The sequence below is a fragment of the Nocardia nepalensis genome (genome assembly GCF_048910785.1).
Taxonomy (GTDB): Bacteria; Actinomycetota; Actinomycetes; order Mycobacteriales; family Mycobacteriaceae; genus Nocardia; species Nocardia nepalensis.
In genome coordinates, this window is sequence record NZ_JBKBET010000028.1 from 98,822 (window position 1) to 120,868 (window position 22,047).

A 22,047-nucleotide genomic window follows, 5' to 3' on the forward strand; every position below is an offset into this window, starting at 1 on the left:
CTCCGCCAAACATGCTGATGACCTGGTCAGGAACTGCCCCCGGTTGTCCCGTCCAGGGGAAGTTGCACGATGCGATCGACCTCGCTGGCGCGCGGCATCGCGGCCGCGACATCGCGGAACGATTGGGTCGTCGTGGCCGCCGCCGTCGCCCACTCGAAATCGTCCCGATCGGCCTGACGACGCTTGGTCACCACGCGATAGGCCAGCGCCGCGGCGAAGGCGGCCCGCGCACCCGCGGAGTCCTCCAGCATGGCGGCAGGCGGCCGGGGGATATCCAGATCTAGCGCCGCGGAACGGACGCGACATTCGAAACCCTCGACCGCGCATACATTGTGCACACCCAGAGCGCGCAGCCGCGGCGCGATGACCCCGTCGAAGTCCGGTTCGGTCTCGGCCGAATCGTCGACACCAGGGGTCCGGTAGATGTCGGGCACCAACTCGGCCAGTTCCCGCAGGGTTCCGATCAGGTAGTCGGTGATGCGCAGGTATTCGTAGATGTATTGCGGCGTCTTCACCCGCGGGGTGGGCTGAACCAGCAGTTTCGGCCGGTCGGGTGCGGCACGAATCATCGCCATCACCCGCTCGATCACCGCGGGCGGCGGTTCGAAGGTGAGCAGCACCGCCTCGGATCCGGTGATCGCCGTCTGCACCTCTGGTCGGCGCAGATCCTCTTGATTGAGTTTGACCTCGTCATCTTCCTCGCGCCCGATTGTGCATGCCATGCCGCTGGGAGTGGTGATGACGGCGGCGACCGGAGTCGAGGCGTAGGGAACCACCTTCACCAGTTCGGTGTCGACGTTCTCGCGGCGCAAGAACTGGATGATGCGTCGGCCCGCGGCGTCATCGCCGACCGCGGTGACGAAGCGGACTTGCAGGCCGAGCCGAGCCGCTGCGATCGCACGATTGAGTCCCTTGCCGCCGAGGCTCTCTTCGAATCGGCCGCGCGCCGATACACCGGGTCCCGGCATTTGGTCCACACGGTAGGTGTGATCGATCAGGGCATCACCGATGACCGTGATCACACCGGAGCGTGACTGCGAATGCGGCAGCACCACAAGTGGTTTCGATGTCGACATGCCGGCATGGATGGTGCCGGACGGGAGTGCGGAACCAGCGGTCAGATTTTCCGCCAGCGCGGTGAAGGCACGATGTTCGGGGGCGGCTCGCAGTGATCGCACGGTGGGAGCGGGAGGAATCCGGTCGGTCCACAGCGCCTCGTGCAGCGATTGCCAATGCTCTGTCAGATATTCGCGCCGCTCACCGAGATCGGATGCGTAGAAGCTGCCGAGATCCATACCGGTGGGCGGCTTTTCGCGCAACAGCCCCAGCGACAGCGCGGCGTCGACAATGAGCCGATTGGTCGGATCGAGCTGTCGTGCCATATCCCGGACCACGGGCAGCACGGCCTCCTCCGGCGATACCCTGGTGCGGTGCGCGTGTTGCTGCACGATGAGTAGTTCCAGCAGGGGGGAGACGTCGATCTCGGTGGTGCGCAATCGATCCGAGCTCAGGCCCGAGCGCTTGCACAGTCGCATCAGAATGCCGCGTATGGCGACCGTGCGCTCATCTTGCCGCGCCATGGCGAAATCCACCCCTCCGCATGTGTGTTGCCGATTCGTTGTGCCGATGTCGCGATTGCCCGGGTCGGCGGGTTTAGCGAGAGCGAGAACCGGCAATTACCAACGTACATCGGCAATTGACCCGAATGAAGGGCAAATGCCACACTAGGTTTGGCGATTCGACTCGCCCCACCAGATGACTCGGGAGGGCCCTGGTGATGAGAGTGATTCTTCTGATACGACATGCCCGGCGACGCAGACAGCATAGGCCTGGGGAGTCGGATACCGAACTGGAACCGAACTGGGTGACCGTCTAGGCGAACTCCTTCGCGACCAGCAACCGCACACCCGAATGGGCGTGGCGGACGGTGGGCGACGAGGAACCAGCATGGCGGCTGGGCTGGCTGCCCAACCAGCTCGGCCGTGAACAGGCACGGCCCGGGATGGCGTTGCAGGAGTTGCCGACTCACCCGGACCCGGCATCGGCCGATACCGCGCAGGCGCTGGCGGCCGAACTCGGTATCACCGTGACGCAGGCGCTGAGCCTGCTGCATCGACGGATGCTGGACAGGAGGCATTCGTGACCATTCACATCACTCGCTGGTCGATGACCAGCGATATCACCGCCGAATCCGCCCACCGGCTGGCGGAGAGGTGGTCCAAGTCGTGGCGGCTGAGCTGGCTGCCCGACCGCCTGCTCACTCGTGAACAGGCACTCGCGGGTATGGATCTCGCCGAGATCTTCAGCACCCAGGACTTCCGGCACGACGAAACGGTTCGATCCAGAGCCTGCAGCTGCGCCGGCCAACTCGGAATACCCCTCGAGCACATCGGACTCGAACTGTTGCAGCGGAGGCAGCAATGACCATTCACGCCACAGAATGGACGATCATCAGCGATCTATCACCTGAATCGGCGTACCGCGAGATCGGCCCCGGTACCAGGGTCTGGCGGCTGAGCTGGCTGCCCGACCGTCGTTTGACCTGGGAACAAGCCATGGCCGGGATGGAACTCGACGAGATCCTCAGCGACCCGGATGTAGTGCACGACCGCCGCGCCCATGCCGACGCCAGCGCTCGTGCCGACACGTTGGGCATCATCTGGGAGCACGCGGTGATCCTGTTGTCCAAGCGAATGATGGCTCGGCTCGGGCAGCAGGAGGGGAGCTGCTCAGGGCCCATCGGTGATGATCCGGGCGATAGCGTCGACGTCGGAGATGCGCGGCATGGCGCGAGGGACCTCCCCGAACGATTGTGTCGCGACCATCGCAGCACAGGCCCAGGTGTAGTCCTGCGCGTCGGCCGGGCGGCGCGATGACAGCACTCGGGTAACCAGAGCCGCGGCGAATGCCGCGTGTGCGCCAGGGGAGCCCTCGAGCACCACCGGGAACGGCGGTGTCTCGATGTAGACCGGATCCGACCACACACGGCAGCGAAAGTTCTCGACCGCGCACACTGTCCGCACGCCCAGTACCCGCAGCCGCTGGGCGATGTCCTCGGTCGAGTCCGAGCTGTCGGGCATCATCGCACGTAGGTTGATGGTCGAGCCCATCAGATAGTCGACGACTCCGAGACTGTTGTAGAGATATTGCGGCCGAACGAGTTCAGGCGCCGGATGCACGATCAAGAGCGGTTGGTCGCGTAGGCGCCGCAAGGTGGTCAGTACCTGTTCGATGACCGCGACCGGTGGTTCGAAAGTGAGCAGCACGGCGTCGGATTCGACGATGGCGGCATGTACGCGTGGACGACGCAGGTCGTGCGCGGTGAGCCGAATGCGATCGTGCTGGCACCCGATATTGGCCGAGGCGCCGGTGCTCGTGATCATCACCGCGGTCGCCTCGGTCCGGGCCCCCGCAATGACCTTCACCAGATCGATGTCGACGTTTTCGGTGCGCAGATAGTCCAGAATCATTCGGCCGCTGTCGTCGTCACCGACCGCCGAGATCAGCCGGACGGCGAGCCCGAGCCGCGCAGCGGCGACGGCGCGATTGAGTCCCTTCCCGCCCGGATGGCTCTCGAAGACCCCCGGGACGGACTCACCCGGTCCAGGAATGCGCTCCACCCGGTAGATGTGGTCGACAACGGCGGCACCGATGACCGTGACCACTCCCCGCGCGGCTCGCCGATCCGACGCGGCGGCACCGTCATCCGGCGGCATCGAGTGGACCATGCGCCGCCCCCTCTGGGTGCTGCAATTGATTTGTCTTGCCGCACACCAGCTTAGGCCGCGTGGACGCGAAATGGCATGTCCCGCAACATAACATCGGCCGCGCGAAACGACCGGTCGGGATCAGGTGTGTGCGACGTGCTCCGCACCGACCGCCTCGGCGATCGAGTGGTAACCGCCCGCGCGCAGCCGCTGTGCCAGGCCGCGGTGGATGTGGCGCATCCAGAACGGGCCGCCGTAGATGAATCCGGTGTAGCCCTGCAGCAGGGTGGCTCCGGCCAGAATGCGTTCCCAGGCCTGGTCGGCGGTTTCGATGCCGCCGACGGAGATCAGCACCAGGCGATCGCCCACGCGGCGGTAGAGCCGGCGCAGGACCTCGAGGGAGCGCTCGGCCACGGGCGGACCGGACAGACCGCCCGCGCCCATGGCCGCGACCTCGGCGGGATCGGTGCGCAGGCCGTCGCGGCGGATGGTGGTGTTGGTGGCGACGATGCCCGCCAGGCCCAGTTCGACGGCGAGATCGGCAACCGCGTCGACGTCCTCGTCGGACAGATCGGGGGCGATCTTCACCAGCACCGGGACCTCGACGCTGTCGAGCACGGCCTGCAGGACCGGGCGCAGGGATTCCACGGCCTGCAGGTCACGCAGACCGGGGGTGTTGGGGGAGCTGACGTTGACCACGACGAAGTCGGCGAGCGGGCCGAGCAGGGAGGCGCTGACCGCGTAATCGGCCGCGGCGTCGGCGGGTTCGACGATCTTCGTCTTACCGATATTCGCACCGATCGGGACCCCGCCGCGACGGGTGCGCAGCTGTTCGGCCGCTGCGGCGGCGCCGCGGTTGTTGAAGCCCATCCGGTTGATCAGGCCACGGTCGGCGGACAGCCGGAACAGTCGCGGCGCCGGATTGCCGGGCTGGGCCTGTGCGGTGACGGTGCCGATCTCGGCGAAACCGAATCCCAGTGGCGCCCAGGCGTCGACACCGTCGGCGTTCTTGTCGAATCCGGCGGCCAGGCCCAGCGGCGCGGGAAAGTCGATACCGAAGGCGTGGTTGCGCAGGATCGGATCGTCGGTGGTCAAGACCCTCGTCATCGCCCAGCGCGACGGCGCGAACCGGGCGGCCAGCCGCATGGCCGTGAACGCCAGGTGATGGATGCGCTCGGGCGGCAGCAGGAACATCAGGCGCAGCAGCAGTGAATACATGGCCTCACATTCCCGGTTCGGGCTGGGGTAGTAGTGCGGTTTTTCGCCTGCGCAGCAGCACCCGCCGGCTGCCGTCGGTGTAGGCCCGCACCCGCGACAGTTCCCAGCCGCCGAATTCGGCCTGGATGGCCAGTCGCATCGACGCCGTCACCCGGGTCACCTCCGGTGGTAGCCGCAGCGGCACGTATTCGTAGTCGTCGCTGCTGGTTTCCCAGCTCGCCGGTAACGCTGCGCGTGATTGTGGCGCCATCACTGCCCTTCCTTCCGCTGGTCCGCGCGGATCCGTTGCAGACCGTCTCCGGTCGCGGAACCGACGAACAGGTCACCGGTGCGCTCGTCGATGGTCACCGAGTTCGGCTGCCGCACCGTCGGGTAACGGCCCACTTCTTTCGGTATACCCGTCGACAGGTCGAATCCGGCGACTTCATTGCTCTGGGTGCACGTCACCCACACGGTGTCGGACCGCTGATCGTAGGCAAGCGCGTAAGGCGAAGATCCTACCGGGAATCGCTGACGCAGTACGAGCGGTCCGGCCGTGTAGACCAGCAGTTCGTTACCTGCGGTGTCGGTGACGGTGATGCGGCCGAAGGGGTCGGTGATCAAATTGGTGGCGCCCTCGCCCGCGCGCAGCGCCAGGCCGAGGCGGTCTTTGCCGAGGTCGAGCTGGGTCAGTGAGGTCTGGCGGCGGTCCAGGACCGAGACGTGGTCGCCGGTCAGGGCGAGTGCGTCGGCGGAGGCGAGGCCGGAGATGGTTTCGGTGACCTTGCCGTCGGGGGCGAACTCGCGCACCTTGCCGTCGGCGGTGCCGACGAACAACGTGCCGTCGTCGCGGTAGCGCACCGATCTGACGTCGCCGTCGACGGACACCTCGGTGACGACACCGGAGGCGATGTCGACGCGCATGATCCGGTGATCGGCGGGGATCAGCAGTTCACCCGGTTTGCCCTGGGCCAGGCCGACACCGCGCGCGGGGAGCATGAGGGTGCGCACGTCGCGCGCGAGGGTCGCGGGATCGATGACGAACAGCGTGGCGCCCGCGTCGCGGCCGGTATCGAGCGCTACCAACGCTCCGGTGCCCGTCTCCGCGAGCAACCCGCCGATCGGATTCGCCAGGCGCAAGACGTCCCCGGTGGGTGGGGCCGTCTGTGTGGGGGCGACCGCCGCGGTGGCCGCGGGTCGCGTCTGCAGCTTGTCGCTATCGGATTCGGTGGAACATCCGGCGATCAGCACCAGCGCCGCCACGCTCGCCAGCGCTGAGGGGAGCCAGCCACGAGGGCGCATCCACCGAACTCCTTTACTACGACGAATCCTCGGCTACATCACCATCTGACCATGATGGCGCACCTTCCCGACCTACCGGGGTGGTCGCTACCGGTGAATGTCGGTGATCGGGGTTACCGTTGAGTTGAAACAGTTCCAATTCAGGGAGATCCGGTTGAAAGCCGACCATCCATCGGGATTTGCCATCGATGACATAACCGTTGGTCCGTTTGCTCACGGATTCGGCACCACGGCCGATGGCAGGCCCTATGCCTTCCGCACGGTCCGATCCACCGTGGTGCTCGAGATCTATCGCGCCGACCTCGACAATGACGTGCCGGGACCGGAGGATGTCGTCGCTATCGCGCAGGCGCGGGTCACCGATATCGATCTCGACGACGAACGCAGTGTGGTGGCGCTGGTGCGGGACATGATCCCGGATGCCGAACCGGTCGAAACGGCGCCGGATCGTGACGTGACAACCGTGCGGACCCTGCTGGGGCGGATCAGCGCCGTGATTGATGGTATGTAGATGGGGATGCCAACCACACGATTCGCCCGTTCCGTGCTGACCGCGACCGCCCTGGTCGCGGTGGCCGCCGCATGCAGCACGGGACCGGACGAGGCCTCGGTCGACGCCGCGCGGTCCTCGGCCATCGCGTCCCTGTCCTCCTCGATCGCGACCTCCTCCAGCGCCGCACACCGCCCGCTGCCCACGGCCGCCGAACTGGACGCGCAGATCAAGCGCGCGCTGGATCCGGCGCTGCCCGACTCCGAACGCACCGACCTCATCGAGGACGGCGACGCCTTTCGCGACGCCATCCCGGACATGTACCGGGCGCTGCGGGACAATCCGCGCGCCATCTACGGCGTCACCGATCCGGTATTCGACAATCGCGACGGCACCCTGACCGCGACCATGCGGCTGGACAAGGACGGCACCGGCACCGCGGTGCGCACCACCGTCGTGCACTTCGTGTTGATCGACGGCAAGTGGAAGATCTCGCGCACCGACCTGTGCGGCATCCTGCGCTCCGCCGATTACCGCACCCCGGCCTGTGGCTAGATGATCGAATCCGGGTCGCTGCGGTGGGGACGGTTCATCCACCGCCACCGCTACCTCGTGCTGGGCATCGCCGTCGTGGTAGTGCTGCTCTCGGGCTGGTATGGCCGTGACCTCGCGGGCAGGCTCACCCAGGAGGGCTGGTTCGACGAGAGCAGCGAATCGGTCAAGGCGTCCAAGCTCGCCGACGCCACCTTCGGCCGCGATACCGACAGCGACATCATCCTGCTCTACACCGCACCCGACGGGATGACCGTCGACGACCCGAACGTGCGCGGCGCGGTGACCACCGCGTTGAAACAACTGCTGGCCCGCCACCCCGACCGGGTCCAGAAGATCGACAGCTATTGGGACAGCCCCTTCGCCGCGCAGGCCACCGACGCCTCGCACACCCACGCCTTCGCCAGCGTCGGACTGCGTGGAGAGGGCACCGCGACCGTCGAGAACTACACCGCGATCAAGGGTGAGCTCGGCGCCGGACGCGCGGGCGGCGGACCGGGCGGCACCACGGTGCAACTGGCCGGGCTGCAGCCGATCGTCGAGGGCATCAATCAGGGCATGCAGGACGATATCCACCGCGCCGAGATCATCGCGCTGCCGATCGTGGCGATCCTGCTGTACTTCGTCTTCGGCGGGGTGATCGGGGCGCTGCTGCCGGTGCTGATCGGCGCGATGACGGTGCTGGGCACCCAGGGCACCATCCGGGTGCTCACCGAGCACATCGATGTGAACGTATTCGCCAGTGCGGTGGTCACTTTGGTGAGTCTGGGGTTGGCGATCGACTACGGGCTGTTCACGGTGACCCGGTTCCGGGAGGAGCTGGCCGCCGGCCACACGGTGGAGGAAGCGACGGCGCGCACCGTCGCCACCGCCGGGCGCACCGTGCTGTTCTCGGCCGCGATCATCGCGATCAGCCTGGCCGCGTTGTTCATCTTCCCGAACGGGGTGCTGCGGTCGGTGCCCTATGGCGGCATCAGTTCGGTGCTGCTGGCCGCGGTGCTGTCGGTGACGGCGCTGCCCGCGGTGCTGAGCATCGTCGGGCGCCGGATCGACCTGTGGGGCTGGCATCGCTTCTCGCGCACCAAGTCCGAGGCGCAGATCGACGCCGGATTCTTCTCGCGGCTGGCGCAGCGGGCGATGCGGCGGCCGTGGGCGGTGGTGGTGCCGATCGTGCTCGGACTGCTCGCGTTGATCATCCCGATTCGCAATATCGAGTTCGGCGGGATCAGTGAACGGTATCTGTCCAAGGACAATGCGGCGCGGGTCGCGCAGGAACGGTTCGATCAGCTGTTCCCGAGCTTCCGCACCGAACCGATCAAACTCGTCGTGGTGGGCGCGAATCCGCAGCAACTCAGCGATATTCGTTTCGAGGCCAGCCGAGTTCCTGGTCTGACGGGGCGTTTCGAACCGGGCGCGCCGACCAAGGACGGGATCAATGTGCTCAATGCCGGTCTCGCCGATAAGGGGGACGCGGACGCGGTGATCGACGCGCTGCGGGCGATTCCGGAACCGTCCGGGGTCGAGATCATGGTGGCCGGGGTGCCCGCACTAGAGCGCGACAGCATCAACGGCTTGCTGGTGCGGCTTCCGCTGCTGGTCGCGATCCTGGCGGCGGCCGCATTGGGGATGCTGTATCTGGCGTTTCGTTCGATTGTGCTGGCGCTCAAGGCCGTTGTGATGAGCGCGTTGAGCCTCGCCTCCACCCTGGGCGTGCTCACCTGGGTCTTTGTCGAGGGACACGGGGCCGGGATCTTCGACTTCACGCCCGGACCGCTGATGTTCGCGGTGCTGGCGCTCATCGTGACGGTGGTATTCGGGCTGTCCACCGACTATGAGGTATTCCTGCTGTCGCGGATGGCCGAGGCCCGCGCCGACGGCGCGTCCGCGCCGGAGGCCATCCGCTACGGCATCGCCCACACCGGTGCCGTGATCACCTCGGCGGCAGCGATTCTCATCGTGGTGACCGGCGCGTTCGGCTTCTCCGATCTGGTGTTGATGAAGTACATCGCCTACGGGATGATCGCGGCGCTGGTGCTGGACGCGTCGGTGGTCCGCATGCTGTTGACACCCGCGGTGTTGAAGCTGATCTGGCGTTGAGGGCTGCGGCGAGAGGATCGGATGAACGTGGTCAAGGGCGCGAATCTGGCCCTGATGTTTCTGTTGGAGTTGGGGGTGCTCGCCGGAGCGGCGGTCTGGGGCTGCACCCTCGATGCGAACCCGATCGTGCGGGTCATCGCCGGAATCGGTGCACCCGCGGTATTCATCCTGGTGTGGGCACTGTTCGCGGCGGGCGGCGGCAAGAACGCACGGTACCCGCTCGCCGGCCCGTGGCGGGCCTTGCTGGAGATCGCGTGGTTCGGCGGCGCGGCGGTGTTGATCGGCCTGGCCTGCACGGCGGTGGCCGGGATCGTGTTCTTCGCGCTGTGGGCGGCGAACGGCGCGCTGCGATTGCTGTGGCGGCAGGCCTGAGCGAGGTCAGCGGCGGATCGGGAGGACCAGTTGGGCGCCGGTTATCGGGTGGTCGAGGACTTCGACCGGATGTTGGTAGACGCGAGTGAGCAATTCGGTGGTCAGGACCTTGCGGGGCGGGCCGTCGGCGGCGATGCGGCCGGATTCCAGGACGGCGACGCGGTCGGCGTAGGCGGCGGCGATGCCGAGGTCGTGCAGGACCACGACCACGGCCGTGCCCGCGGCCGCGCGGGCGGTGGCCAGGCGCAGGACCGCTTCCTGATGGCCGAGGTCGAGGGCGGCGGTGGGTTCGTCCAGGAGCAGGGTCGCGGTGTCCTGGGCGAGCACGCGGGCCAGTGCGACGCGGGCGCGTTCGCCACCTGAGAGCGTCGGAAACGCCCGGGCGGCAAGGTGTTCCACGTCGGCCGCGGCCATGGCGGCGCTGATCCGCTCGTCGTCGAGCTCGCGCCGCTCGGTGCGCACCCAGGGCGCTCGGCCCATTGCCACCACCTCGCGGGCGGTGAACGGAAACCCGACGGTGTGGCTCTGCGGCAGCACCGCGCGACGACGCGCCATATCCAGATGGGACCAGTGCGCCAGCGTCCGCCCGTCGAGCTCGATCACCCCCTCGCTCGGTTCGAGCTCGCCCGCGAGCGCCGCCAGCAACGTCGACTTGCCGGCACCGTTCGGACCGACCAGCGCCACGATCTCACCAGCCACGACATCGAAATCGACCGCCTCGAGCACCCGCCGCGTATGCGCCCCCGAAGCCCCACGCCGATCCACGCTCACACCGGTCGCGCGCAACGTCACCGCGCCGCGCTGCGGTGGCGCCGGCAATTCATGTGTCCGCGCGAACACCGAACTCAACCCCTGCAGCACCCCGCTCACTCCTCCACCTCGCCACTCTCGGGCTCGGGCGCGCGTCCTCGGCGTTCCACCTGGCGCTGACGCTCCGCGTGTCCTCGGCCGGCCGTGACCGGCGGCGCTTCAGTGGGTCGAGCGCAATTCAGGCTCCATAACGGGTGCGGATCACCGCAAAGGGGGCGGCTGATCGGTCGATCGACACAGGTTCCAGGCGCAACTGCTGCGCAGTCGCGCCCGCACGTGGGGTGTGGATGGAAATCCGTTGTGCCCGAGAGTGATTCGTGCCCCAGTCGCTGGTGCGGGTCCGTCGTCGGTGTGTGTATCAATCCGAACGGCGTGTTCGGACCGTGCGCATCTGCGAGGGCAGCTCTCGTGCGGCCTTGTCCGCGCTCGCGGCATGCGCGACGTGCACGGGAAGCCGTTGCGCCGCAAGCGGATCGGTGGCTCATGCCCAACCTCCGGCGCGGGCGCGGGTGCGGCGCAGGAGCCAGAAGAAGAAGGGGCCGCCGATGAGCGAGGTGAGCATGCCGAGGGGGAGATCGGCGTTGTGGACCAGGGAGCGGGCGGCGACGTCGGCGGCGAGCAGGACGACGGCGCCGACGATGGCGCTCAATGGGATCAGGATGCGGTGGGCGGGGCCGACGAGCATGCGGCCCAGATGCGGCACGATCAGGCCGACGAACAGCACGATGCCGGTGAAGGCCACACCCGCGGTCGCGAGCACGGCGACCACCACGATGACGTTGCGCCGCAACCGTTCCACGTCGACACCCAAGTGGCGGGCGGCGGATTCACCCAGGGCGAGCAGGTCGAGGCGGGGTGCGATGAGCACCGCGGCGAAAATGCCGAGCGCGGTCAGCGGGGCGACGACGCGCACCGCCTCCCAGGTGGCTCCATTCAGACTGCCCAACTGCCAGAACACGATCTGGTCCCGGGCGGCGGGGGAGGCGATGAACAGCAGGAACGCGATCAACCCGCCCGCGAAGGCATTGATCGCGACGCCGGTGAGCACGAGCGTGACCACCTCGGTGCGCCCGTTCGACCGCGACAGCAGATACACCAGCAGTGTCGTCAGCAGCCCCGCAACGAACGCGGCCCCCGCCACCGACCACGCCGCCACGAACGCCCCGCCCACCACGATCACCGTGCCCGCACCGACCGCGGCCCCCGCCGACACACCGATCACTCCCGGTTCGGCGAGCGGATTCGCGAACACCCCCTGCAACAATGCACCCGCTGTCGCCAACGCCGCCCCGACCAGCATCGCGAGCACCACCCGCGGGAATCGCACCTGCCACAGCGTCACCTCACCTGCCGGATGCGCGGGCATCGGCCCCCAATCCAGCCCGATCCGATGCAGCACACTGCCCGCCACCTCGGCAGGCGTCGTCGGCACCTGCCCGATCGCCGCCGACGCCAACGCCAGCACCACCAGAGCGGTCACCGCCACCGCGAACACGATCGTCGTCCGCGATCGTCCCCGCGACTTCGGCGCGACCGGGTGCGGACTGTGCGGCATGGCCGAATCGGTCACCGTTGCCCGCGTCTCGGTCACACCACGCCGTGCTGCGCCGCTCATGCCTGCGCCTCGCTGGCGCTGGGCTCCGGCATGCGCGATGCGCGCTGCCACATGATTCGCTCACTGCGTTCGCTCATGCGGGCTTGGTGCCGTACACGGCCTCGCTGAGGGCGGCGATCACCCGGCCGGTATTCGGGCCGAAGCTCAACACCACCGCATCGGACATGTCGACGACGCGCTTGTTGCGGCCGCCGGGGGTCTGCGCGATGCCGGGCACCTTCTCCAGCCCGTCGACACCGCCGACGGACTTCAGTCCGTCCGACATCACCAGCAGCACATCCGGTGCGGCCGCGATCATGCCCTCGCTGGTGATCGCGACGAACGGTTCGGTCAATCCGGCCGCGGTGCCCGCATCGCGCGCGCCGAGGGCGGTGATGAGGGCGTCGGCGCCGGAGCCGGGTCCGGCGAGCATGGTGATGGCGGTGCTGCGCAGGTAGAGGAAGGCGATGGTGAGGGGCTTATCGGGCTTGGGTACCGCGGCGCTGGCGGCGGCGATTTCGTCGCGGGTGCGCTGGGCCAGGGCCCGGCCGCGCTCGGGGATGCCGAGTGCGGCGGCGACCGCCTCGATCTGCGGCACCACCCCGTCCATGGTGCGTTGCGGATCGAAGTAGACGACGGTGACCCCGGCCGCGCGCAACTGCTCACGCACCTGCGGGGCGGCGCTGGTGCTGTCGGTGAGGAACACCGAAGGACGCAGCGCCAGAATCGATTCCACATTCAGCGAGCCGCTGCCGCCGGTCACGTTCGGCACATTCTCGACCGCGGGGAACGCGGCGGCGGTGCTGCGTCCGACGAGTTTTGCGCCCATGCCCAGCGCCCACACGGTCTGTGCGAGGGTGCCGTAGCGGTCGGCGGCGATGATGCGGCTGGCATCGGTCACGGTGACCTCGGCCCCGTCGAACGAGCGGACGGTCACCGGCAGCGCAGGTGTGGGTTCGGGCCCGATGGGCACCGGATCCAGATTCTCCAGTTTCGCGGTGACCGGCCCGCGCCCGCCGGAGGTCGCCGCGTCGCCATCGGTGCCGCAGGCGGCCGAACCGACCAGCAGGGTCAATGCCAGCGCGGCCAGGAGGCAACGAGCCCCGCCGGATCGGACACGGTCGAGAAACCTCATGCAGGTAAGGCTAGCCTCCGTCATTCCGTGCGTGCACTCACGTCGTCGAGCGCGGCCGCGATGGCGCGCGGAAGTTCCAGTGTCTCGGCGGCCAGCACCCCGGTGAGCTGCCCGATATCGCGAGCGCCGACGATCATGCTCGCGATGCCCGGGCGATCCCGAATCCAGGCCAGGGCGACCGCCAGCGGTGAGGTGGCCAGTCCGTCGGCCGCGGTCACCAGGGCATCGACCACGCGGGTCGCCCGGTCATCGAGCCGGTGCCGGATCTCGGCGGCGGTCGCCTCATCCGCGCCACGCGAGTCTGCGGGCACACCGTCACGATATTTGCCGGTGAGGATGCCCCCGGCCAGCGGCGCGGTGGCGATCAGCCCGACACCGTGGTGGCGGGCGGCGGGGATGAAATCGGTCTCGGTCTCACGGGCCAGCAGCGAGTACGGGGTCTGCGCGACACTGACCGGCGCGACCGCGGCGATGCTGGCGACCTGCCAGGCGTTGAAACCACGCACCCCCGCGTAGCGGACCTTTCCGGAGCGGACCGCGAATTCCAGGGTTGCGGCGACCTCGTCGAGCGGGGTCGCCGGATCCCAGGCCGCGACATGCCAGATATCGAGATAGTCGGTGCCCAGTTCGAGCAGCGTCCGATCGAGTTGGCGCAGCAGCGCGCGACGCGAGGTGTCCACGGCCGGACGCACCGGCTCCGGTGTGGGCACGGTCGGTCCCGCGGGCGCGGGCGTGATCCGCGGCGCGACACCCGCGCAGCCGCTGAGCACCAGATCGTCGCGCGAAACCAGATCGCCGAGCAGCTCGGCCAGAATCCGTTGTGCCACACCGCCCGCGTAGGCGGGCGAGGTGTCGACCAGGGTGCCGCCCGCCTCGGCGAACGCCACCAACTGCACCGCCGCCTCGTTGGTATCGGTATGCGCACCCCAGGTGTGGGTCGCCAGTCCTATCCGGGACACCCTTAGGCCGCTGCGGCCGACCGTCCGCTGTTCCATCACCGTGTCCGCGCATTCGTCACGGCGCCAAGCCTAGAGTGTGGATACCCAACTCGACGCCCACCAGCACAGTGGGTCGCATCGGTGCGAGGTCGAGTCGGCGAATTCGGTCCCGGCACAACAGCCGGACACGCCGTCGTAGCCTCGACACTGTACTGTCGCTGCGTGATTGCGGCGATGGTCACGTGATGCGACCGGCCGCCGGACCAATTGCCCAGTAGGAACAGGTATTTCGGGCGGAAAGTGGAGGCGGATTCGTGGTCGGTGAGTCGATGACCTGGGTGCAGGCCTTGGTACTTGGTCTGGTGCAGGGGCTCACCGAGTTTCTGCCGATCTCCTCCTCGGCGCATCTGCGCATCGTTTCGGCGGTGTTCTTCGGCGATGACGCGGGCGCCTCGTTCACCGCGGTGACCCAGTTGGGCACCGAGGCCGCGGTGCTGGTGTATTTCGCCAAGGACATCTGGCGGATCATCGTCGCGTGGTTCGCTGGCCTGCGCGAACGCCTGACCACCCGCGGTCGCCAGGACCTGCCGCTGCACGATCAGCCCACCACGAGACTTCCGGTCATCACCGCCGACTACAAGCTCGTCCTGGACGAGCGGGCCCAGCGTGAGCTCGATTACCGCATCGGCTGGTATGTGATCATTGCGACCATCCCGATCGGTGTGCTGGGCTTCCTGCTCAAGGATCAGATCCGCACCGGCGCCCGCAATCTGTGGCTGGTGTCGTTCATGATGGTCGCGTTCGCGCTGGTCATCGCCGCCGGTGAGTACTACGGGCGCAAGATCCGCCCGATCGAGCAGCTGACCACCCGCGACGGGCTGATCATGGGCTTCGCGCAATGCCTGGCATTGATACCGGGTGTGTCCCGTTCCGGTGCGACCGCGACGGCGGGTCTGTTCCTCGGGCTGGAGCGCGAAGCGGCCGTGCGGTTCTCGTTCCTGCTGGCGATTCCCGCGGTGACCGCGTCGGGATTGTTCAGCCTGCCCGACGCGTTCGAACCGGCGGGTGAGGGTCTCAATGCCAGCGGTCCGCAGCTGCTGGTGGCGACGATCCTGGCCTTCGTCGTCGGCTACGCCTCGGTCGCGTGGCTGTTGAAGTTCGTCGGTAAACATTCGCTGGACTGGTTCGTCGGTTACCGCATCGTGCTCGGCCTGACCGTCATGGGCCTGCTCGCGGGCGGAGTGGTGTCGGCGACATGATCGTTAGGCTGGTGCCATGACGGTGATCCTGCTGCGGCACGGTGTCTCGACCTCGAACACCGCCCGCACCCTCGCCGGGCGCAGTGCCGGTGTCGAATTGACCGAACATGGCAACACCCAGGCCCGCGCCGTCGCCGAGCGGCTCGCCGCGCTGCCTATCGAGCACATCGTGCACTCCCCGCTGCTGCGCTGTCAGCGCACGGTCGCACCGCTGGCGGAAAAGCTCGGTCTGGAACCGGAATACGACGATCGGCTCATCGAGGTCGATTACGGCGACTGGACCGGCAAGGCGATCGCCGATCTGCTCACCGAACCGCTGTGGAAGGTGGTGCAGCGGCACGCCTCCGGCGCGATCTTCCCGAGCGGGGAAGGGCTCGCGCAGGTGCAGGCGCGCGCCGTCGCGGCGGTGCGCGAGCACGATCGAAGATTCGCCGAGAAGGCCGGGCACGATGTGCTGTGGGTGGCGTGCACGCACGGTGATGTGATCAAATCCGTGCTCGCCGACGCACTCGGCATCCACCTCGACGGCTTCCAGCGAATCGTGGTCGAGCCCGCCTCGATGAGTGTCGTGCGCTATACCCCGACCGCGCCGTATGTGGTTCGGCTCAACGACACGGGCACGGATCTGTCCGGTTTGGCGGCAACCAGACCGCAACGGCCCGCATCCGATTCCCGGACGCCGGACGCCGAACCGGTGGATACGTCGGGCCCGGTTCCCGGTGGCGAGCTAGGTGGTACCCCGAGTGCGGATAATGGGAATGCGGAGCTTTGAGATTCCTTGTAAACGAGTAGGTGGCGTGTTGCGGAGTCCAGCGCCGCGGGTAGTCGATCAGGGTCACGTATCAGGAGGTGCAGATGTCTCGCGCAATCCATGTATTTCGCACCCCCGATCGTTTTGTCGCCGGGACCGTCGGTGAGCCGGGCGATCGCTCGTTCTACCTGCAGGCCGTGCAGGAACCTCGGGTGGTCAGCGTGTTGTTGGAGAAGCAGCAGGTGAAGGTGCTCGCCGATCGCATGGGGCTGCTGCTGGACGAGGTCGCGCGCCGCTTCGGCGCCGAGGTGCCGCCGCAGGCCGAGGACATCTCCGACAGCGATCCGCTGGTGACACCGATCGATGCCGAATTCCGGGTCGGCACCATGGGCCTGGGCTGGGACGCCGACGCGGGCGCGGTGGTGGTGGAGCTGCTGGCGATCACCGAGACCGAGGTCGACGAGTCGGTGGTGCTCGATGACACCGAGGAGGGTCCGGACGCGGTGCGGGTGTTCCTGACGCCGATCCAGGCCCGGGAGTTCGCGTTGCGGTCGACGCGGGTGATCGCGGCCGGGCGGCCGCCGTGCCCGCTGTGCGGGGAGCCACTATCGTCGCGTGGGCATATGTGTGTACGAACCAACGGATACAAGCGCGGGGATATTTTCGGCGCGGCTGAGCTAGAGGAGTAGTCCGTGGCCGAGGCTCGGTGGCACACCGCCGAATTGACGGTGATCGGGCGGGTGACGACCGCGAGCAATGTCACGCTGGTCTGTGATGCGGACGGCACCGATGGGGTGCCGGTTCGGGTGGTGTACAAGCCGGTGCGCGGTGAGCGGCCGCTGTGGGATTTCCCCGATGGCACCCTGGCCGGGCGTGAGGTCGCCTCGTATCGGGTGTCGCAAGCACTCGGCTGGGGCGTCATTCCGGAGACGATCCTGCGTGAGGGTCCGTACGGGCCCGGCATGGTGCAGCGGTGGGTGGAGTCGGTGGACAACCACACCGAACAGGGCAATCGGCTCGATCTGGTGGATCTGGTTCCGTTGGGTGCGGTGCCGGACGGGTTCTGCGAGGTGCTGCGCGCCCAGGACCCGGCGGGCAACGAGGTCTCGCTGATCCATGCCGACGATCCGCGCCTGCAGCGGATGGCGGTGCTCGACGTACTGCTCAACAATGCCGACCGCAAGGGCGGGCATGCGCTCGAAGGTGTCGACGGGCAGGTTTACGGCGTCGACCACGGCATCTGCCTGCACAGCGAGCACAAGCTGCGCACGGTGCTGTGGGGGTGGGCGGGCAAACCTATCTGCGACGGGCTGATGGCCGATATCGCCGTGTTCGCCGAGAAGCTACCCGGCGCGGTCGCCGATGGTCTCGCGCCGCATCTCACCGATGCCGAGATCGAGGCGCTCGCCGACCGCACGCAGGAGTTGCTGGACAATCCGGTGATGCCGGTGCCGCGCACGTCGCGACCGATTCCGTGGCCCGCGTTCTGAGCTGAGGTCGGCGCCGTCCGGGACTGCCGTCGTCGGCCGACGCCGTCGCCTGCAGCGAACTCGAATTCGATACCGGCCGAGGCGAGTTCACCCAACTCGCATTCGCTGCGACCGAGCCCGGTATCCCGCACCTTCGCCCGCGAACCGGACACGATCACCGACCTGGTCAACCGCTGACCCGTCAGCGACCGAGGTGCGGCGGTGCCGCGCTGTGGGCCGGTCGCGAAGCTCGGCGATGCCGTCGATCGCACGGGGTGTGCCGACCAGCGCATTCGGGCGGCCTGGCGCACGAGGCATTCTCCCGAGGAGCTTCCTCGGCTAGGGCCATGCGCTTACGGCGTACTCAGCGCAGCAGCGGGCGGACTTCGGCGCCGACGAAGCGGATGAATTCGATCAGGTCCGGATCGTCATCGGTGGGTTCGAGGACGACGGAGTCCGCGCCGGCGTCGGCGTAGCGGCGGACGGTGTCGGCGATGGCTTGCGCATCGCCCGCGACGCCTGCCTCGGCGGGGTGCTCGCCGCTGTTGCGCTGCTGGGCGGCTGTGAGGCGTTCGGATGCGTCCGGTCCGGTGGCGGTGAGCACGTAGGCGATGACCCGGTGCGCTTCGGTGCGTCCGGCCCTCGACCGGCCCTCCTCGATGAGTGTGCGGGCGGCGCGGACTCCGTCCGGGGTGGTCCGTGCGGTGAGGATGGTGGCGTCGGCGAGTTCGCCCGACAGTCGCAGGGTCTGTGGGCCGGTCGCGGCGGCGGCGATCGGCGGGGGTGTGGTCGGCGGCCAGTCCAGGGCAACATTGTCCAGGCGCACGTATCGGCCGGTGGTGCTGACCTTCTCCCCGTTCAGCAACCCGCGCAGCGCACCCAACTGTTCACGCAACAGCGTCATCGGCGACTCGACGCGCGCACCGACCTGCCCCATCCAGTCCTGCACTCCGTGCCCGAATCCCGCAAGCACCCGGCCCGGATGCAGCCGCAGCAGCGCCGCCACCTCCATCGCGGTCAGCGCTACATTACGCAGCGGCACGGGCATCACCCCGATGCCGACGCGCAGCCGCTCTGTTCGTGCCAATATCGTTGCGGCAGTAGCGATTCCACCGCTCCAGAAGCAGTCCTCCCACAGCCACAACTCTTCGAGACCGCTGTCTTCGGCCGCGGCCGCCACCGCGGCCAAACGTTCGGGGGAGAGCTGGGGCAAGGACACGGCACCGAGAACAGTCACCGGTCCAACCTAGCGCGATCCCCTTCGGCCCCGGCAGGATTCGGCCACCTCGTCCCAGCACCCAGAGGCTGCGCGGTCCATCTGGAGGTGTCCGCGACCGGGTCTCCTTACGCGCCGGCGATAGCTCGAGGCGAACAATGACCAACAGCGGTGCAGGATACGGGCGTGGAGTTGGAGCCTTACCGCGGTCAACAGCGCCTTGCAGCGGGTCCATGCGGCGCTGGCCGATATTGCCGACATCGATGAGGTCACCGAACCGGCGGATCCCGAGGTGGCCGCGGCGGTCGACCGGTACGTGCGCGCGTTCGAGGCGGCCGACGTCGCGGCGTTGGTCGGGCTCCTGACCGACGACGCGGTGCTGGAGATGCCGCCGGTGCCGTTGTGGTACTTGGGCAGCGGGGACTACGGGCTGTTCATGCGGCGCGTCTTCGACATGCGCGGAAGCGGCTGGCGGATGCGGCAGCTGTCGGCCAACGGGCAGCCCGCCCTCGCCGCATACGCGCCGGAACCGGGCGGCGGCCATGTCCTGCACACACTGCAGGTCCTCACGGTGATCGGCGGCCGAATAGCACGCAATGTCGTATTCGCCGACCCAGGCGTGTTCCCGCTGTTCGGGCTGCCGGACAGAATTTCCGCGAGCGATCTGCGCCGGCCGCGATGAGTCGGCGCGATGTCGCCGGTACATATCGGTGAAACATCGATCGCTGCGAAAGGAACATTGATCATGAGCGTGATCGTCATCGAGTTCATGACGCTCGACGGAAGAGTCACCGACCCGGACGGACGCGGGGGAACTCCTACCGGCGGCTGGGCATTCCGGCACGGCCCGCAGACCGTCGCCGGCGACAAGTTTCGGCTCGGACAGACCATGGACGACGGCGTGATGCTGCTGGGCCGTCGGACATGGGAGTTGTTTTCTCGCATCTGGCCGCAACGCGACGACCCGTTTTCGGCTCGAATGAACGCGATTCCGAAGTTGGTCGCCGCACGCACGCGCACCGATGTCTCGGCGTGGTCGAACTCGCGGATCATCGAAAGCGACCCGGTCGCGACCGTCAAGAGCGAGCATCGCGACGTGATCATCACCGGCAGTCTCGGCATTGTGCAGTCGCTGATGGCCCACGATCTCATCGACGAGTACCGGCTGTTGATCTTCCCGACGGTGCTCGGCGCAGGCGATCAACTCTTCCCCGCCAACCAGCCGCCGCTGTATCTCGAGTGCCGGTCGGCGGAACCGGTCGGCGCCGCAATCCTCGCGCAGTACACGAGGTCGACTCAGTGACCTCCGAACATTCTCGCCGCAGATGACCGTGGGCAGGTCTCGGCCCCAGCCGAGACTTGCCCCGTGCGATACCGCCTCCTCGGCGCGGATTTCGGGCCGACTTCCTCGCCGAATGCGATGGCTCCCCGTTCGTTTACGGCGTGACCGCAGCCACGATGTACACATTGCCTACGGTGTAGTTGCGGGCTGGGTGAGCACATTGCGTTGCGGAAGCGGGAGTGACCTGCGCCACTCGCGGCAATTCGATCTGCGAGAGCGGAAACATTGACTTCCGACTTTTGTGACATCGGGGCTGGTCAGATCCAGCGTTGTCGGCATCGACCCTACCGCTCGGGGCAGGGTGCGGCGCGATGGCCGCCACCACACCTTTACCCTCGAATCATGCAGTCCTGGTCCGATACCGCCCTCCCCACCATTCCCGGAGCAGGGCCACCGTTGCGGTTGTACGACACCGCCGACCGGCAGGTCCGCCCGGTAACCCCGGGCCCGACGGCCACCATGTACGTCTGCGGGATCACCCCCTATGACGCCACCCATCTCGGGCACGCCGCAACCTACCTGACCTTCGATCTGGTCAACCGGCTGTGGCGCGACGCGGGCCATGAGGTGCACTACGTGCAGAACGTCACCGATGTCGACGACCCGCTGTTCGAGCGCGCGGCCCGCGACGGCGTGGACTGGCGTGATCTGGGCACCCGCGAGATCAATCTGTTCCGCGAGGATATGTCCGCGCTGCGGATCGTGCCGCCGCGCGAGTACGTCGGCGCCATCGAATCCGTCGACGAGGTCGTCGAATTCGTGCAGAAGCTGCTGGCCGAGGGGGCGGCGTACACCGTCGACGATGCCGAGTATCCCGATATCTACTTCCGCGCCGATGCCACCGAACAGTTCGGCTACGAATCGGGCTATGACCGCGCGACCATGGACCGCCTGTTCGCCGAGCGCGGCGGCGACCCGGACCGTCCGGGCAAACGCGACACCATCGACGCGCTGCTGTGGCGTGCCGCGCGTCCAGGCGAGCCGTCCTGGCCCGCCCCGTTCGGCGCGGGCCGCCCCGGCTGGCATATCGAATGTTCGGCGATCGCACTCAATCGCGTCGGCCCGGAATTCGACATCCAGGGCGGCGGCAGCGACCTGATCTACCCGCATCACGAATACTCCGCCGCGCACGCCGAGGCGCTGATCGCAGGCCGCCGTTTCGCCCGCCACTACGTGCACGCCGGTCTCATCGGCTTGGACGGCGAGAAGATGTCGAAGTCCAGGGGCAATCTGGTACTGGTCTCCAAGCTGCGCCGCGCCGGAGTCGACCCGGCCGCCATCCGCCTCGGCCTGCTGGCCGGTCACTACCGCCAGGACCGCATGTGGACCGACGCCGTCCTCGCCGAGGCCACCGGCCGCCTGGACCTGTGGCGCCGTGCCACCACCCTCGCCTCCGGTCCCGCCGCCGAGGACACCGTGGCCCGCCTGCGCCAACACCTCGCCGACGACCTCGACACCCCGAAAGCCCTTGCCGCCGTCGATAACTGGGCCACCCAGGCACTGAACTACGGCGGCCAGGACCCGACCGCCCCGGCTCTGGTCTGCACCGCCGTGGACGCACTGCTGGGCGTGCAGCTGTAGTCCGAACCTCGTTGTCGGTCTCGTCCCGAATCGACCATGCGCTGATCCGGAGCATGCCGTTGCCGTCGAGACCGCCGACACGCGAACTGATCCGGCCGGATTCAGGCGGGTTCGGGGAATGGGTTGTTCAGGGAGTCGATCCGTGGTGTTGTACATCGGTGTGCAGCATTCATCCTCGTGCCTTGGTCGGTCGGCGGTCCCCGCTCGGTCGGGTGATCGGGGCAGGGGTTGTGCT

The 22,047-nt window shown here is 67.8% G+C and carries 23 protein-coding genes; 13 read left to right on the top strand and 10 right to left on the bottom strand.

Features of this window, described 5'->3' with window-relative positions; translation table 11 throughout:
• Positions 1 to 26: 26 nt before the first annotated feature.
• Positions 27 to 1,580, bottom strand: a complete 1,554-nt coding sequence (locus ACHQ4I_RS21210) for a carbohydrate kinase family protein (protein WP_420773538.1) — start codon at positions 1,578 to 1,580, stop codon at positions 27 to 29.
• A 347-nt stretch (positions 1,581 to 1,927) separates the two neighbouring features.
• Between ACHQ4I_RS21210 and ACHQ4I_RS21215 the strand changes: the two genes are divergently transcribed.
• Positions 1,928 to 2,143, top strand: a complete 216-nt coding sequence (locus ACHQ4I_RS21215) for a hypothetical protein (RefSeq protein ID WP_420773539.1) — start codon at positions 1,928 to 1,930, stop codon at positions 2,141 to 2,143.
• On the top strand, positions 2,140 to 2,424 hold the full coding sequence (locus tag ACHQ4I_RS21220; RefSeq protein ID WP_420773540.1) for a hypothetical protein: 285 nt from the start codon (positions 2,140 to 2,142) through the stop codon (positions 2,422 to 2,424). The genes ACHQ4I_RS21215 and ACHQ4I_RS21220 overlap by 4 nt, the downstream gene beginning before the upstream one ends.
• A 305-nt stretch (positions 2,425 to 2,729) precedes the next feature.
• Here the strand turns inward: ACHQ4I_RS21220 and ACHQ4I_RS21225 are convergent, their stop codons facing one another.
• The 4 genes from ACHQ4I_RS21225 to ACHQ4I_RS21240 form a co-directional block, all read right to left on the bottom strand.
• Positions 2,730 to 3,716, bottom strand: coding sequence for a PfkB family carbohydrate kinase (locus ACHQ4I_RS21225; RefSeq protein WP_420773541.1), 987 nt, complete (start codon positions 3,714 to 3,716; stop codon positions 2,730 to 2,732).
• 132 nt (positions 3,717 to 3,848) lie between these two features.
• The gene (locus ACHQ4I_RS21230) at positions 3,849 to 4,925 is read right to left on the bottom strand and encodes a quinone-dependent dihydroorotate dehydrogenase (RefSeq protein WP_420773542.1); all 1,077 of its coding nucleotides are present in this window, start codon (positions 4,923 to 4,925) and stop codon (positions 3,849 to 3,851) included.
• A 4-nt stretch (positions 4,926 to 4,929) separates the two neighbouring features.
• Entirely contained in the window at positions 4,930 to 5,175 is a 246-nt protein-coding gene (locus tag ACHQ4I_RS21235; protein ID WP_420773543.1) for a DUF5703 family protein, read from the bottom strand.
• Positions 5,175 to 6,206, bottom strand: a complete 1,032-nt coding sequence (locus tag ACHQ4I_RS21240; protein ID WP_420773544.1) for a YncE family protein — start codon at positions 6,204 to 6,206, stop codon at positions 5,175 to 5,177. Before ACHQ4I_RS21240 ends, ACHQ4I_RS21235 begins: the two co-directional genes overlap by 1 nt.
• Positions 6,207 to 6,360: 154 nt before the next feature.
• Here ACHQ4I_RS21240 and ACHQ4I_RS21245 point away from each other — a divergent pair, with 154 nt between their 5' ends.
• The 4 genes from ACHQ4I_RS21245 to ACHQ4I_RS21260 are packed head-to-tail and all read left to right on the top strand — an operon-like array spanning position 6,361 to position 9,717.
• Positions 6,361 to 6,717, top strand: coding sequence for a hypothetical protein (locus ACHQ4I_RS21245; RefSeq protein ID WP_420773545.1), 357 nt, complete (start codon positions 6,361 to 6,363; stop codon positions 6,715 to 6,717).
• The gene (locus ACHQ4I_RS21250; protein ID WP_420773546.1) at positions 6,718 to 7,251 is read left to right on the top strand and encodes a WKL family lipoprotein; all 534 of its coding nucleotides are present in this window, start codon (positions 6,718 to 6,720) and stop codon (positions 7,249 to 7,251) included.
• Complete coding sequence (locus ACHQ4I_RS21255; protein ID WP_420773547.1) at positions 7,252 to 9,345, top strand: MMPL family transporter; 2,094 nt, start codon at positions 7,252 to 7,254, stop codon at positions 9,343 to 9,345.
• Between the two features lie 21 nt (positions 9,346 to 9,366).
• Positions 9,367 to 9,717, top strand: a complete 351-nt coding sequence (locus ACHQ4I_RS21260) for a YrdB family protein (protein ID WP_420773548.1) — start codon at positions 9,367 to 9,369, stop codon at positions 9,715 to 9,717.
• 6 nt (positions 9,718 to 9,723) lie between these two features.
• On the opposite strand, the gene ACHQ4I_RS21265 is transcribed toward ACHQ4I_RS21260, so the two are convergent.
• From ACHQ4I_RS21265 to ACHQ4I_RS21280, 4 genes are all read right to left on the bottom strand, one after another.
• Positions 9,724 to 10,587: a heme ABC transporter ATP-binding protein gene (locus ACHQ4I_RS21265; RefSeq protein ID WP_420773549.1), complete on the bottom strand. Its 864-nt coding sequence runs from the start codon at positions 10,585 to 10,587 to the stop codon at positions 9,724 to 9,726.
• A gap of 421 nt (positions 10,588 to 11,008) precedes the next feature.
• A complete protein-coding gene (locus ACHQ4I_RS21270) occupies positions 11,009 to 12,082 on the bottom strand; it encodes a FecCD family ABC transporter permease (protein ID WP_420774163.1) in 1,074 nt (357 codons plus the stop codon).
• Between the two features lie 133 nt (positions 12,083 to 12,215).
• The gene (locus tag ACHQ4I_RS21275) at positions 12,216 to 13,256 is read right to left on the bottom strand and encodes a heme/hemin ABC transporter substrate-binding protein (protein ID WP_420773550.1); all 1,041 of its coding nucleotides are present in this window, start codon (positions 13,254 to 13,256) and stop codon (positions 12,216 to 12,218) included.
• Between the two features lie 20 nt (positions 13,257 to 13,276).
• Positions 13,277 to 14,251 carry an aldo/keto reductase gene (locus ACHQ4I_RS21280; protein WP_420773551.1) on the bottom strand — a complete coding sequence of 325 codons (975 nt, stop codon included), beginning with the start codon at positions 14,249 to 14,251 and terminating at the stop codon, positions 13,277 to 13,279.
• A gap of 272 nt (positions 14,252 to 14,523) precedes the next feature.
• Here ACHQ4I_RS21280 and ACHQ4I_RS21285 point away from each other — a divergent pair, with 272 nt between their 5' ends.
• The 4 genes from ACHQ4I_RS21285 to ACHQ4I_RS21300 all read left to right on the top strand — a co-directional run bounded on the left by ACHQ4I_RS21285 (position 14,524) and on the right by ACHQ4I_RS21300 (position 17,694).
• Positions 14,524 to 15,453 carry an undecaprenyl-diphosphate phosphatase gene (locus ACHQ4I_RS21285; RefSeq protein ID WP_420774164.1) on the top strand — a complete coding sequence of 310 codons (930 nt, stop codon included), beginning with the start codon at positions 14,524 to 14,526 and terminating at the stop codon, positions 15,451 to 15,453.
• Positions 15,454 to 15,469: 16 nt separating this feature from the next.
• Positions 15,470 to 16,225: a histidine phosphatase family protein gene (locus ACHQ4I_RS21290; RefSeq protein WP_420773552.1), complete on the top strand. Its 756-nt coding sequence runs from the start codon at positions 15,470 to 15,472 to the stop codon at positions 16,223 to 16,225.
• A gap of 83 nt (positions 16,226 to 16,308) precedes the next feature.
• The gene (locus ACHQ4I_RS21295) at positions 16,309 to 16,893 is read left to right on the top strand and encodes a DUF3090 domain-containing protein (protein WP_420773553.1); all 585 of its coding nucleotides are present in this window, start codon (positions 16,309 to 16,311) and stop codon (positions 16,891 to 16,893) included.
• 3 nt (positions 16,894 to 16,896) lie between these two features.
• Positions 16,897 to 17,694: an SCO1664 family protein gene (locus ACHQ4I_RS21300; protein WP_420773554.1), complete on the top strand. Its 798-nt coding sequence runs from the start codon at positions 16,897 to 16,899 to the stop codon at positions 17,692 to 17,694.
• A 343-nt stretch (positions 17,695 to 18,037) separates the two neighbouring features.
• Here ACHQ4I_RS21300 and ACHQ4I_RS21305 read toward each other — a convergent pair whose 3' ends face one another.
• Entirely contained in the window at positions 18,038 to 18,910 is an 873-nt protein-coding gene (locus ACHQ4I_RS21305; protein ID WP_420773555.1) for an LLM class flavin-dependent oxidoreductase, read from the bottom strand.
• A 199-nt stretch (positions 18,911 to 19,109) separates the two neighbouring features.
• Here ACHQ4I_RS21305 and ACHQ4I_RS21310 point away from each other — a divergent pair, with 199 nt between their 5' ends.
• From ACHQ4I_RS21310 to mshC, 3 genes are all read left to right on the top strand, one after another.
• Entirely contained in the window at positions 19,110 to 19,571 is a 462-nt protein-coding gene (locus ACHQ4I_RS21310) for a nuclear transport factor 2 family protein (RefSeq protein ID WP_420773556.1), read from the top strand.
• Positions 19,572 to 19,634: 63 nt separating this feature from the next.
• A complete protein-coding gene (locus tag ACHQ4I_RS21315) occupies positions 19,635 to 20,192 on the top strand; it encodes a dihydrofolate reductase family protein (protein WP_420773557.1) in 558 nt (185 codons plus the stop codon).
• Positions 20,193 to 20,573: 381 nt separating this feature from the next.
• Positions 20,574 to 21,812, top strand: coding sequence for a cysteine--1-D-myo-inosityl 2-amino-2-deoxy-alpha-D-glucopyranoside ligase (gene mshC, locus ACHQ4I_RS21320; protein ID WP_420773558.1), 1,239 nt, complete (start codon positions 20,574 to 20,576; stop codon positions 21,810 to 21,812).
• The last annotated feature ends 235 nt before the right edge of the window (positions 21,813 to 22,047 follow it).